The organism is Citrobacter sedlakii, assembly GCF_018128425.1.
GTDB lineage: Bacteria > Pseudomonadota > Gammaproteobacteria > Enterobacterales > Enterobacteriaceae > Citrobacter_A > Citrobacter_A sedlakii.
The window spans coordinates 4,584,296-4,597,489 of the sequence record NZ_CP071070.1; the positions used below are offsets into that span (position 1 = coordinate 4,584,296).

Sequence of the window (13,194 nt, forward strand, 5' to 3'; positions counted from 1 at the left end):
ACCGGGAAGATCAGCGAAAAAAAAGGCGATGCATTTTCAGCATCGCCTCTGGTGACATCACCCGATTATCGGGCCTGTGGTTTCAATCTTTACAACGATTTATGGCAGCCTGTCGTATCAGAAAGTGTACTTAACGCCAAGCATCGCGGAGGTATCGCTGTAGCTGTTGTCGCCCACCTGCTGCGCAACGTTACCCCAGACCTGCAGTCGTGGCGTCACCTGCCCTTCCACACCCACTTTTAGTTCGCCAATATTGCGCGTGCCGCTGATTTCATCCGTGATGGAGCCCATCTGCACGGCCTGGTTATTGGTATTGTGGATCCAGTTTGCCTCTACGAACGGCTGGAACTCACGCCCTTTACCGGCGTCTTTTTCCGCGTGCCCTTTCAGGTAAGCGCGAACGCCAAGACGGGTCATCAGATTGCCGTCAGTTTTATCTTTGACAACCGTTCCGTTATTTTCACGGTGGGTGTCTGCCTGCACATCCATCCAGATAACCTGGGCTTTCGGCTGGATCCAGTAAGTTGCGTTCTCACTTTCACCGACCAGGAAGCTGTAACCGCCTTCCACAGACGCCGTGATACCGTCGGATTTGTAGCTTTCGCTGGCCAGATGGTCACCGCGAACGGTGTTATCGAACCAGTTGTACAATACCCAGCTGTCCAGGTAGGTGCCGGTTTTATCGGCTTCGTTCGCATACCAGGTGGCGTACAGGCCAACGCTATAACCGTCTACGGAACCGCGAGAGGCATAGCCTGTCTGGCTATTACGGGTTTTGCTTTTCTGGTTGGCATAGCCCGCCATCGCGCCGAGATGCCAGCGATCAAGGCCGTCACTGCTCCATTGCGCCAGGTCGCCGCCAATTTGCAGGACGTAGCGGTTTGCCGTGGTTTTCAACTGCCCGCTGGCGTCGTCGAAGCGAGTATGACCGCCCTCGTTGCGCATCCACATACTGGTGACTTTTTCTTCTCCGGTCAGCACGTCGGTGTACTGCGTCTCACCCAGACGGTCGTGCAGTCGGGTGATAAACATCGTGTTGGCTGCGTAATTGTTCGCCAGATAGCTGCCAAATTCCGGACGATACTGGTGCTCAACCGGCGTGGGTTCAGGCGCAGGCGGCGTCGGTGGTGTTGGAGGCTCCGGCGGCTCAGGAGGGTCAACCGGATCGACCGGGTCTGGCGGTGTCGGAGGCTCTGGCGGATCGACCGGATCGGGATCCGGTTCTTCCGGCGGATCCACAGGCGTCAGCTCACTGGTCAGATACCAGTCACTGGCTTTTTTCACCACATCGTAGTCATACGCGCCCGCGACAATACGTCCGGCTTTGGTGAAGGTACCGTCAGAGTTCCCTGCGACCTCAACGATTTTGATACCGTCAACGGTCAGCTCGCCCATGCCGCCAATGTTGTTAATGCCGACGTTGGTATTGCCGGAGGTATCGCCCTGTACAATCAGCTTATCGGTAAATGAACTGTCGCCTTCCAGAACCGTGTTCAGTACCAGCAACGCGTTAGTACCAATATAGTTACCCATCACGGTCAGGGTCTTGAAGGTGGACTGATCGTCGCGGGATACGCCGTCAGGGCTGTAGCGCAGCGTCGCCTGATCCAGCGTCAGGTTAGTCATCACAGAGCTTTCGGTCATCTTCCATTCGCTGCTCGCCCCTCGCAAATTCATATTTAGGGTCGCGTGATAAGACGCCAGACTTTCCTGCTGAGAAGAGTTGGCCTTACCAACAAACAAGCTGCCATCATCCATTGTCAGATCAATAATACCGCCGGAACGCGCATACAAGTTGCCTTCGATATCATAGACGCCAGAGCTGGCCGCATCGGTTGCCGCATCCCAGGAGCGAATTACAGACATACTCTGATAGGCATACATGGCGTAAGCGTTGCTGTTAGCAATACGAATTTTGGTATCGCCGCCGAGGTTCACCGTCGAATAGTCTGCGCTGGCGTTGGCATAAATACCGTGTGCGCCAGAGCCGCTAGTAGAAAGGTCAGCGTTATTGAGATTTATCTCTCCTTTACGCCCCGTATAAACCGCATGGGCGGTACTACCGGATGTCGACACCGTTGCCAGACCGTTTATTGTTACGCCTGCAGTGCCAGCGGGCAAACCAAACAGGTGAGCAGGGTCTTTACCGGCATAAATACCGTAACCAGAGTTCATTCCACCGGTGCCGCGCGTAACCACATTAGCATTACCGTGAATAATCAGTGAAGATTTACCGTTGGCATTTGTTGCTGAGGAGTTAACGCGTAAGCCCATACCTCTTTCCGCATCGACGGAAACATTTCCGCTCACATCGACAACAGAAGAAGCGCTGTTAAGTTCTCGCCCGAGGTTAATACCATCAGAACTGGTTCCGGTAGTGGTGATCGTGATATTTTCTGCTTCCAGCCGTCCCCCGGCGTTTTTCGAATGAATGCCATCCGCTTCACTACCGGTAGTATTAATCAACAGGTTTTTAAATTTATAGCCTGTGTTATCAATATAAACGCCCCATCCCTGTAAAGGCGCAGTAGTACCGTTCTGACTGGTATTAATTAAGGTTTCATCGAAAGTTGTATAGTCACGACCGTTTGTTGCATTAAGCGGGTTACTGTAATAGTAAATCGTCGTATCGTCGCAAAAGAATTGTGCTGTACTGGTGTGACTGCAGCCTGCCGCAACGACCTGCCCACTGACGCCCCCGAGTGCTAACGCGCTGGCAATACAGAGCGCGAGCTTCGCCGGTGACGGTGGTTTGCATTTCAAATTTCTCGTTTTCATAGGAATACCTTTTCCGTACTGCTTATCATTCGGATAAGAGCATCAAAGACGCGGTTGAATAAATTCACTAAAAGGCAAAGCGGGTCTGTTCATCTTTATACAATTAAAGATTCACTTACCTTTAGAATATTAACGCCCCCTTTTGCGGAATTAATACGATCAACCATTCATGCTGTCAACGGGGTGAAAACGGGGCGACAAACAGATCGATGAGCATGCGCTATGTTTATTATCAATATTCCTGGGAATTCTTTTTTTTAAACAAAGAAAATTTTAATTTCGTTTAAAATGGCTTACAGATCACGAGATTAAACAATACGTTTTAATGGGAAACAAAACCTTTCGGAGTTTTATATTTAATGCCAGGATGTTTATCTATTTTTTATTTTTGTGATAAAAAAACCGCCAGCATCGGCGGTTGATATGAAAAGTGCTGTCAGGCATTCACGGCATCGTCCTGACCGGGGCTCGCCTGAACGATTTCGATCTGCTGGGAGGTAAGCAAATTATGCAGGGCGGGTCCGGGCAGTTCATCGGTAAACAAGGCTGTTACCTGCGAAACATTACCAATTTCTACCGCGGCAGAAGCATGGTATTTGGTATGGTCGGCGGCGAGGAGAATGTGCCGTGAGTGCGCCATCATGGTTTTTACCACGCTGGCCTCGTTGACATCAAACTCCAACAACGCGCCATCACCCTCTATCGCCCCGACGCTGGTGACCAGATAGTCGGCGCGAAATCCGGCGACAAAGGCTGTCGCGGAAGGTCCGATAATCCCGCTGTTGTGCGGACGCAGCGTTCCGCCAGGCACCATCACTTCAAATCGCGGATTGTTGTAGAGAATATGGGCGACGCGCAGACTGTTGGTGATAATGCGCAGATGGTTGTGGTTCAATAATGCCCGTGCGACCTGCTCGACGGTGGTGCCGATGGTGATAAACACGGTGGAACCGTCCGGGATATAGTCAGCCACCGCTTCCGCAATGGCTTTTTTCTCCTGCGTCCACGAGACCTCACGCTGCTCAAATGCCGTATTGACGACGCTTGATGCGCGCCCCGCACCGCCGTGATGACGAGTGATCAGCCCCTGCTCGCTTAATTTTCGGATATCGCGACGCACCGTCTGGGTTGAGACCTCCAGCAAATCCGCCAGCTCATCAATGTTCATATATCCGCGCTCCCCAATGAGCGCGAGCAGCTGATCGTGACGGGGATTGCCGGTCAGTTCAGTAAGACTCATGAAATTTCCTCGAAAAACCATTGCCCTGCAATTTTATACAAAAAGTGACAGAAAAGAGCGGGTTTGATCACAGTCGGGGATCCCGGCGCGTCCACCGGGTCGGGTACACTTCAGCGCGGCCACGCCACTGGCGAATCTGACCGCCTCTGGTTGCGCCTCACCGCAAGCCAGGCTAAACGCCAGCGCGCCGTGAAAAACGTCGCCCGCGCCAGTGGTATCGACAACCTCAACGGCGAAGCCGGGCTGATGCCGTAGCTGGTCCTTGTCGAGCCAACTGCACCCCTCGCTGCCGCGAGTCACATACACATGACCATTTGTGATCGTTTGTGCGTATCTTAGCGCATCAATGACATTTTCTGTCCCCGCTAAACGCGTCAGTCCCGGTTCAGAGAACGCTGCGTGATCGCACATTGCCACCAGCTCGCTAATGTTTTGCGGCGTGACATCGCCATCCAGCACCGTTATGACGCCCGCCTCGCGCGCTAGTGTGAAGGCCTGTTTTGCGCCTTCATGCCAGCGAACGTCGGCCAGTACCACGTCCCACTGCGAAAAGTCGATTTCCCTGAGCCAGTCGGCGTCTGGCGGTAAATCCGGACTGGGAAAGTTGACAATAATCCGCTCCCCTTTGGCGTCGACGGTAATCGCCGACTGGGATGACTTCGCCCCCGCGTAGCGCCGGGTATAGCGCGTGTTCACCCCCAGGGACTCCAGTTCCGCCAGCAGGGTGTTTCCGGTGGCGTCATCGCCCACACGGCCAATAAAGTCCACCTGCGCGCCCAGCCTCGCCGCAGCCACTGCGGCAGTCGCAGCAGGCCCGCCGCCCACTTCCGTATAGCGATTTGCCACATATTTACCTCCTTCTGTCGGTAACGCTTCTACGTAATAGATGCGATCCATCACGGTAATTCCTACACAAGCAATGCGAATCATGGTCGTTCCTTAAGCAGTTCGGGATGGGATTTATTTTAATTTCACAAAATGTTTAAAAAGTGACGGCTGTCAATTTTTTGACCATAAATTACAAATACGATCAAAAACAGACAAAACAAGCGGCAATGAATGACAAAAAATGACATCCACGTCTCAGGAGGACGTTATGGCAGCAGTAGCATTTATCGGATTAGGGCAAATGGGTTCGCCGATGGCGAGCAACCTGTTGAAGCAGGGTCACCAACTCAGCGTCTTCGACGTCAATCCGGACGCCGTACAGCGCCTGGTGGAAAAAGGCGCCCAGCCAGCCAGCAGTCCGGCGCAGGCCGTGGAAGGCGCTGAGTTTGTTATCACCATGCTGCCGAATGGCGATCTGGTGCGCAGCGTGCTGTTTGGCGCACAGGGCGTTTGCGAAGCCCTGTCGCCGCAGGCGCTGGTGATTGATATGTCGACCATTCATCCCTTACAGACCGATAGCCTGATTGCCGGCATGCGCGCCAGAGGGTTCGAAATGATGGACGTGCCCGTTGGCCGTACCTCCGAACACGCCGTGGCCGGCACGCTGCTTCTGCTGGCGGGCGGCACCGCGGAACAGATAGAACGGGCCATGCCGTTGCTGATGGCAATGGGTAACGAGCTGATTAATGCCGGAGGGCCGGGCATGGGTATCCGCGTGAAGCTCATCAACAACTACATGAGCATTGCGCTCAACGCCCTGTCCGCCGAAGCCGCTGTGCTCTGTGAAGCACTCGGTCTCTCTTTTGAGGTGGCCCTGAAAGTCATGAGCGGGACCCCCGCCGGGAAAGGCCATTTCACAACCTCCTGGCCGAACAAGGTGCTGAAAGGGGATCTTTCCCCGGCCTTCATGATCGATCTGGCACATAAGGATCTGGGCATCGCGCTGGATGTCGCCAACCACCTGCACGTCCCGATGCCGCTCGGCGCCGCCTCCCGTGAGGTTTATAACCAGGCGCGGGCGGCTGGCCGCGGCCGCGAAGACTGGACAGCGATTCTCGAACAGGTTCGCACTTCTGCCGGACTGAAATAACCATTTTGATACGCAAAAGGACTGAAGAATGACGACGTACACCCTGAAAGATATCACCCGACCTTCCGGCGGTTTTGCCATGCTGGCGGTTGATCAGCGCGAAGCAATGCGCCTGATGTTTGCCGCCGCAGGCGCGCCGACGCCGGTGACGGATCAGCATCTGACCGACTTCAAAGTCAACGCGGCAAAAATACTGTCGCCGTATGCCTCGGCGATTCTGCTGGATGAGCAGTTCTGTTACCGCCAGGTGGTGGAACAAAACGCGGTCGCCAAAAGCTGCGCGATGATCGTCGCCGCCGATGCGTTTATTCCGGGTAACGGCATTCCCGTCGACAGCGTGACAATCGATAAAAGCATTAACCCTCAGGCCGTGAAGCAGGATGGCGCAAAAGCGCTGAAGCTGCTGGTGCTGTGGCGCAGTGATGAAGACGCCCAGCAACGTCTGGATATGGTGAAAGAATTCAACACGCTATGCCACAGCAACGGCCTGTTGAGCATTATCGAACCCGTTGTTCGCCCACCGCGTCGCGGCGATAAATTCGATCGCGAGCAGGCCATCATCGACGCCGCGAAAGAGCTGGGCGACAGCGGCGCCGACCTCTACAAAGTCGAAATGCCGCTGTACGGCAAAGGTTCACAGCAGGAACTGCTGTCGGCCTCCCAGCGGTTGAATGAGCACATCGCGATGCCGTGGGTGATTCTCTCCTCCGGCGTGGATGAAAAGTTATTCCCACGGGCGGTCAGTGTGGCGATGCGCGCTGGCGCATCCGGCTTCCTGGCTGGCCGCGCGGTCTGGTCGTCAGTGATTGGGCTGCCGGATACCACCATGATGTTACGCGACATCTCTGTACCGAAACTGCAGCGATTAGGCGAAATCGTCGACGAAATGATGGCGCACCGTCGCTAAGAGGACTGACAGATGAAATGGTTTAACACCTTAAGCCACAACCGCTGGCTGGAGCAAGAAACGGATCGCATCTTTGATTTTGGTAAAAATGCAGCGGTGCCAACCGGCTTCGGCTGGCTGGGTAATAAAGGCCAGGTAAAAGAAGAGATGGGGACCCATTTGTGGATCACCGCTCGTATGCTGCACGTTTATTCTGTCGCCGCCGCGATGGGCAGACCGGGGGCTTACGATCTCGTTGATCATGGGATTAAAGCGCTCAATGGCGCACTGCGGGATAAAAAATATGGCGGCTGGTACGCCTGCGTTAATGATCAGGGAGTGATGGATGCTTCCAAACAGGGTTACCAGCATTTCTTTGTCCTGCTCGGTGCCGCCAGCGCGGTCACCACTGGCCATCCGGAAGCCAGAAAGTTACTCGATGATGCCATTGAAACCATTGAAAAATACTTCTGGAGCGAAGAAGAGCAGATGTGCCTTGAATCCTGGGACGAAGCCTTCAGCAAAACCGAAGATTACCGCGGCGGTAACGCCAATATGCATGCCGTCGAAGCCTTCCTGATCGTCTATGACGTCACACATGACCGTAAATGGCTTGACCGTGCGGTGCGTATCGCGTCGGTGATTATTCACGACGTCGCGCGTAAAGGTGAGTACCGGGTCAATGAGCATTTTGACGCTCAGTGGAATCCTATCCGCGATTACAACAAAGACAATCCAGCGCACCGTTTTCGCGCCTACGGCGGTACGCCCGGCCATTGGATTGAGTGGGGGCGGCTGATGTTACATCTGCATGCCGCGCTGGAAGCACGCTTTGAAACGCCCCCCGCCTGGCTGCTGGAAGACGCCAAAGGGCTGTTCCACGCCACTATCCGCGACGCCTGGGCGCCGGATGGCGCAGAAGGTTTTGTCTACTCGGTGGACTGGGACGGCACGCCGATCGTGCGCGAGCGCGTGCGTTGGCCGATTGTCGAAGCAATGGGCACCGCTTACGCCCTCTATACCCTCACCGGCGACAGCCAGTATGAGGCCTGGTATCAGAAGTGGTGGGATTACTGCATTAAATACCTGATGGACTACGAGAACGGTTCCTGGTGGCAGGAGCTGGATACCAATAACGAAGTGACGACCAAAGTCTGGGACGGCAAACAAGATATTTACCATCTGCTGCACTGCCTGGTGATCCCACGCCTGCCGTTAGCGCCAGGGCTAGCGCCCGCGGTGGCTGCTGGTCTGCTGGACGTAAATGCCCGTTAGTGAGGCGCTGGCTGGATGGTCAGTCATAGGTCAAATAAGCGGCGCGCCATCCGGCAAACAAAAATAAGGACTTAATATTTATGCGTACCCTACAAAACATAACGCTGAAAACGACAGATAGCGGCTTTACCCTGTGCTGGCAAAACCGTCTAATTTTAACGCACAGCCAGGACAACCCGTGCCTGTGGATTGGCGCAGGCGTGGCCGATATCGACATGTTCCGCGGCAACTTCAGTATTAAAGACAAGTTGAACGAAAAAATCGCCCTGACCGAGGCGACCGTCAGTGAGTCCCCGGACGGCTGGCGGATCCTGTTCAGCCGCGGCGACGCGGTCAATGCCACCCTGAACGTCTGTGTCGACGACAAAGGCCGCCTGACGCTGAACCTGCAAAACGGCGAACGCAGCCATAACCGTATCTGGCTGCGGCTGGCCGCGAAGCCGGAAGACCATATCTATGGTTGCGGCGAGCAGTTCTCTTACTTCGATCTGCGCGGCAAACCGTTTCCGCTGTGGACCAGCGAACAGGGCGTGGGGCGTAACAAACAGAGCTATGTCACCTGGCAGGCCGACTGCAAAGAGAACGCGGGCGGCGACTATTACTGGACTTTCTTCCCGCAGCCCACTTTCGTCAGCACCCAGAAGTATTACTGCCACGTCGATAACAGTTGCTATATGAATTTCGACTTCAGCGCGCCGGACTATCACGAGCTGGCGTTCTGGGAAGATAACACGACTCTGCGCTTCGAATGCGCGGACACTTACATTTCTCTGCTCGAAAAACTGACGGCGCTGCTGGGCCGCCAGCCCGAGTTGCCGGATTGGGTCTATGACGGCGTTACGCTCGGTATTCAGGGCGGTACCGAGATCTGCCAGCAGAAGCTGGACACCATGCGTAACGCGGGGGTGAAGGTAAACGGTATCTGGGCACAGGACTGGTCCGGGATCCGCATGACCTCCTTCGGCAAGCGCGTGATGTGGAACTGGAAGTGGAACAGCGACAACTACCCCGGGTTGGACAGCCGGATAAAACAATGGAACGCCGAAGGGGTGCAGTTCCTCTCCTACATCAACCCGTATGTCGCCAGCGACAAAGATCTTTGTGCCGAAGCGGCAAAACGCGGCTATCTGGCGAAAGATGCCACAGGTGGCGACTATCTGGTTGAATTTGGCGAGTTCTATGGCGGCGTGGTCGATCTGACCAATCCGGAAGCCTACAACTGGTTCAAGGATGTGATCAAAAAGAACATGATCGCACTCGGCTGCGGCGGCTGGATGGCGGACTTTGGCGAGTATCTGCCGACGGATACGTATCTGCATAACGGCGTCAGCGCCGAAATTATGCATAACGCCTGGCCTGCGCTGTGGGCGAAATGTAACTACGAAGCGCTGGAAGAGACCGGCAAGCTCGGCGAAATCCTGTTCTTTATGCGCGCGGGTTATACCGGCAGCCAGAAATACTCCACCATGATGTGGGCAGGCGATCAGAACGTTGACTGGAGTCTCGACGACGGTCTGGCGTCGGTTGTTCCTGCCGCGCTTTCTCTGGCGATGACCGGTCACGGCTTGCACCATAGCGACATTGGCGGTTACACCACGCTGTTTGAGATGAAACGCACGAAGGAGTTGCTACTGCGCTGGTGCGACTTTAGCGCCTTTACGCCAATGATGCGTACCCACGAAGGCAACCGCCCGGGCGATAACTGGCAGTTTGACGGCGATGCGGAAACCCTTGCCCACTTTGCCCGTATGACCACCGTCTTCACAACCCTGAAACCGTATCTCAAAGACGCCGTCGCGCAAAACGCGGCGACAGGCCTGCCGGTGATGCGTCCGCTGTTCCTGCATTACGAAGACGACGCGACCACCTACACCCTGAAATACCAGTACCTGCTGGGCCAGGACCTGCTGGTTGCGCCCGTTCATGAGCAGGGACGCTGCGACTGGACGCTGTATCTGCCAGAGGACAATTGGATCAACGTCTGGACCGGTGAAGCTCATCAAGGCGGAGAGATTACCGTGGATGCGCCTGTCGGCAAACCACCGGTTTTTTATCGCGCCAGCAGTGAGTGGGCGTCGCTGTTCGCGTCGTTACGCCAAATCTGATCAGGCTCGCCCGTGGGAGTACCCCGCGGGTGAATGAGGGATAATCATGAGTCAAAATACAGCCAACCCAGCAACATTACGTTTGCCATTTAAAGAAAAAGTCGCCTATGGAATAGGTGATTTAGGGTCCAATATCCTGTTGGATATCGGTACGCTTTATTTACTTAAGTTTTATACCGATGTCTTAGGTTTACCGGGGACGTACGGTGGGATCATTTTCCTTATCGCAAAATTTTTCACCGCATTTACCGATATGGGAACCGGGATTATGCTCGATTCGCGGCGTAAAATCGGTCCAAAGGGTAAATTCCGTCCTTTCGTGCTGTATGCCGCGTTTCCGGTGACGCTGCTGGCTATCGCTAACTTTGTCGGCACGCCCTTTGAAATTACCGGGAAAACGGTGATGGCAACGGTACTGTTTATGCTGTATGGCCTGTTCTTCAGCATGATGAACTGCTCTTACGGCGCAATGGTGCCTGCGATTACCAAAAACCCGGACGAACGCGCCTCGCTTGCCGCCTGGCGCCAGGGCGGCGCTACGTTGGGCCTGCTGCTTTGTACGGTCGGGTTTGTGCCAGTGATGAACCTGATCGAAGGCAACGCGCAGTTAAGTTATATCTTTGCCGCCACCCTGTTTTCGCTGTTTGGTCTGTTCTTTATGTGGTGGTGCTATGCCGGCGTCAAAGAGCGTTATGTCGAGGTGAAACCGGCTGACGCGACGCAAAAACCGGGGCTGTTGCAGTCTTTCCGCGCCATCGCCGGTAACCGTCCGCTGTTTATTCTCTGTATCGCCAACCTGTGCACCCTGGGCGCGTTCAACGTTAAGCTGGCGATCCAGGTCTATTACACCCAGTACGTACTGAACGATCCGATTCTGCTCTCGTGGATGGGCTTCTTCAGCATGGGCTGTATCTTCATTGGTGTGTTTTTGATGCCGGGAATGGTACGCCGCTTTGGCAAGAAAAAGGTCTACATCGGCGGCCTGCTGATTTGGGTCGCCGGAGATTTACTGAACTATTTCTTCGGCGGCGGTTCGGTCAGTTTTGTCGCCTTCTCGTGCCTGGCATTCTTTGGCTCCGCTTTCGTCAACAGCCTGAACTGGGCGCTGGTGTCCGACACGGTGGAATACGGCGAATGGCGCACCGGCGTGCGTTCAGAAGGGACGGTGTACACCGGATTCACCTTCTTCCGTAAAGTTTCGCAGGCGCTGGCGGGCTTTTTCCCCGGCTGGATGCTGACGCAAATCGGCTATGTGCCGAACGTGGTGCAGTCTGCAGGGACGGTCGAAGGGTTACGCCAGCTGATCTTTATTTATCCGTGCGCGCTGGCGGTTGTCACTATCATCGCGATGGGCTGTTTCTACAATTTGAACGAAAAGATGTACGTGCGAATTGTGGAAGAGATAGAAGCCCGCAAGCAAACGGCTTAATCATCTATTGTGCAACGCCCTGCGGGGCGTTTTGAGAGGCGATTATGTCTGACCATGATCCGCTAACGCTTAAACTGAGTCTGCGCGAGAAATTCGCCTATGGAACGGGCGACTTCGGCTCAAATTTGATGCTGTGTATCGGTACGCTGTATCTGCTTAAATTCTATACCGATGAACTGGGTATGCCTGCGTATTATGGGGGCATTATCTTTCTGGTGGCGAAATTCTTCACCGCCTTTACCGATATGCTGACCGGCGTCCTGCTCGACTCGCGGCGTCATATCGGCAGCAGGGGAAAATTCCGGCCCTTCATTCTGTACGCCGCGTTTCCCGTGGCGCTGGTCGCCAGCGCACAGTTTTTCGCCACCGACTTCGCGTTGACGGTGAAAACGGCGCTCGCAACGGTGCTGTTTATGCTGTTCGGCCTGTTTTACAGTCTGATGAACTGCTCCTACGGCGCAATGGTACCGGCAATCACTAAAAACCCGCACGAACGCGCGCAGCTTGCCGCCTGGCGTCAGGGTGGCGCAACGCTGGGACTGTTGTTGTGTACCGTTGGGTTTATGCCGATCCAGGCGCTGTTTACCCGCGCACCCTCACTGGGCTACCTTGTGGCTGCGCTGATCTTCTCTTTCGGTGGACTGGTCAGCATGTGGTGGTGCTTCCGTGGAGTGAAAGAACGGTACATTGAAATCGTACCAGATCACCATAAGCCCAGCATTCTTAAGTCGTTCTGCGCCATCTTCCGTAACCCGCCCCTGCTGGTGTTGTGTATCGCCAACCTCTGTACGTTGGCGGCGTTTAATATCAAGCTGGCGATTCAGGTTTATTACACCCAGTATGTTCTGAACGACATTCATCTGCTCTCGTGGATGGGCTTCTTCAGTATGGGCTGTATTCTGGTGGGCGTGCTGCTGGTGCCCGCCACCGTGAAGCGCTTTGGCAAAAAGCAGGTGTATCTAGGCGGCCTCGCATTGTGGGCGATTGGCGATGTGCTGAATTTCTTCTGGGGAGGGACATCAGTACTGTTTGTCGCCTTCTCCTGTATGGCCTTTTTCGGCACCGCCTTTGTAAACAGCCTGAACTGGGCGCTGGTCCCGGATACGGTGGACTACGGTGAGTGGAAAACAGGCATTCGCGCGGAAGGTTCGGTGTACACCGGTTATACCTTTTCGCGCAAGATCTCCGCGGCGCTGGCAGGATTCTTACCAGGGATCATGCTCACTCAGATTGGCTATATCCCCAATATCGCGCAAAGCGATGCCACGCTGTTGGGTTTACGTCAGTTGATATTTCTCTGGCCTTGCGGGCTGGCAATTATTGCCGCATTAACCATGGGGTTCTTCTATAAACTGAACGAAGCGCGTTTCGCGTTTATTATTGAGGAAATTAATCAACGGAAAAAGACCAAACATCCTGAAAGCCTTTCACATAATAATAAAGACATCGCTACTGTAGATATTTAATCAGAGCCCGCCGCTATTTCCATCTTAGGGATGGTGG

Annotated in this window: 9 protein-coding genes; 6 read left to right on the forward strand and 3 right to left on the reverse strand. The window is 54.5% G+C overall.

The window, feature by feature from the left end:
• Positions 1-117: 117 nt before the first annotated feature.
• The 3 genes from JY391_RS21685 to JY391_RS21695 all read right to left on the reverse strand — a co-directional run bounded on the left by JY391_RS21685 (position 118) and on the right by JY391_RS21695 (position 4,948).
• The gene (locus JY391_RS21685) at positions 118-2,778 is read right to left on the reverse strand and encodes an autotransporter outer membrane beta-barrel domain-containing protein (protein ID WP_211935003.1); all 2,661 of its coding nucleotides are present in this window, start codon (positions 2,776-2,778) and stop codon (positions 118-120) included.
• Between the two features lie 436 nt (positions 2,779-3,214).
• The gene (locus JY391_RS21690) at positions 3,215-4,018 is read right to left on the reverse strand and encodes a DeoR/GlpR family DNA-binding transcription regulator (RefSeq protein ID WP_211935004.1); all 804 of its coding nucleotides are present in this window, start codon (positions 4,016-4,018) and stop codon (positions 3,215-3,217) included.
• A gap of 33 nt (positions 4,019-4,051) precedes the next feature.
• The gene (locus JY391_RS21695; RefSeq protein WP_200035885.1) at positions 4,052-4,948 is read right to left on the reverse strand and encodes a sugar kinase; all 897 of its coding nucleotides are present in this window, start codon (positions 4,946-4,948) and stop codon (positions 4,052-4,054) included.
• Between the two features lie 166 nt (positions 4,949-5,114).
• On the opposite strand from JY391_RS21695, the gene yihU reads away from it, so the two are divergent.
• The 6 genes from yihU to JY391_RS21725 all read left to right on the forward strand — a co-directional run bounded on the left by yihU (position 5,115) and on the right by JY391_RS21725 (position 13,157).
• Positions 5,115-5,996 carry a sulfolactaldehyde 3-reductase gene (gene yihU, locus JY391_RS21700; protein WP_211935005.1) on the forward strand — a complete coding sequence of 294 codons (882 nt, stop codon included), beginning with the start codon at positions 5,115-5,117 and terminating at the stop codon, positions 5,994-5,996.
• 28 nt (positions 5,997-6,024) lie between these two features.
• Complete coding sequence (gene yihT / locus JY391_RS21705; protein WP_211935006.1) at positions 6,025-6,903, forward strand: sulfofructosephosphate aldolase; 879 nt, start codon at positions 6,025-6,027, stop codon at positions 6,901-6,903.
• A 12-nt stretch (positions 6,904-6,915) separates the two neighbouring features.
• The gene (yihS, locus tag JY391_RS21710; RefSeq protein ID WP_211935007.1) at positions 6,916-8,157 is read left to right on the forward strand and encodes a sulfoquinovose isomerase; all 1,242 of its coding nucleotides are present in this window, start codon (positions 6,916-6,918) and stop codon (positions 8,155-8,157) included.
• Between the two features lie 80 nt (positions 8,158-8,237).
• Entirely contained in the window at positions 8,238-10,262 is a 2,025-nt protein-coding gene (locus JY391_RS21715) for an alpha-glucosidase (RefSeq protein WP_211935008.1), read from the forward strand.
• A 46-nt stretch (positions 10,263-10,308) separates the two neighbouring features.
• Complete coding sequence (locus JY391_RS21720) at positions 10,309-11,691, forward strand: MFS transporter (RefSeq protein ID WP_211935009.1); 1,383 nt, start codon at positions 10,309-10,311, stop codon at positions 11,689-11,691.
• Between the two features lie 44 nt (positions 11,692-11,735).
• Positions 11,736-13,157, forward strand: a complete 1,422-nt coding sequence (locus JY391_RS21725) for an MFS transporter (protein ID WP_211935010.1) — start codon at positions 11,736-11,738, stop codon at positions 13,155-13,157.
• Positions 13,158-13,194 lie beyond the last annotated feature (37 nt).

Coding starts and splice junctions, on each gene's coding strand:
- JY391_RS21685 (WP_211935003.1), bottom strand. CDS start 2,778: ATGAAAACGAGAAATTTGAAATGCAAACCACCGTCACCGGCGAAGCTC.
- JY391_RS21690 (WP_211935004.1), bottom strand. CDS start 4,018: ATGAGTCTTACTGAACTGACCGGCAATCCCCGTCACGATCAGCTGCTC.
- JY391_RS21695 (WP_200035885.1), bottom strand. CDS start 4,948: ATGATTCGCATTGCTTGTGTAGGAATTACCGTGATGGATCGCATCTAT.
- yihU (WP_211935005.1), top strand. CDS start 5,115: ATGGCAGCAGTAGCATTTATCGGATTAGGGCAAATGGGTTCGCCGATG.
- yihT (WP_211935006.1), top strand. CDS start 6,025: ATGACGACGTACACCCTGAAAGATATCACCCGACCTTCCGGCGGTTTT.
- yihS (WP_211935007.1), top strand. CDS start 6,916: ATGAAATGGTTTAACACCTTAAGCCACAACCGCTGGCTGGAGCAAGAA.
- JY391_RS21715 (WP_211935008.1), top strand. CDS start 8,238: ATGCGTACCCTACAAAACATAACGCTGAAAACGACAGATAGCGGCTTT.
- JY391_RS21720 (WP_211935009.1), top strand. CDS start 10,309: ATGAGTCAAAATACAGCCAACCCAGCAACATTACGTTTGCCATTTAAA.
- JY391_RS21725 (WP_211935010.1), top strand. CDS start 11,736: ATGTCTGACCATGATCCGCTAACGCTTAAACTGAGTCTGCGCGAGAAA.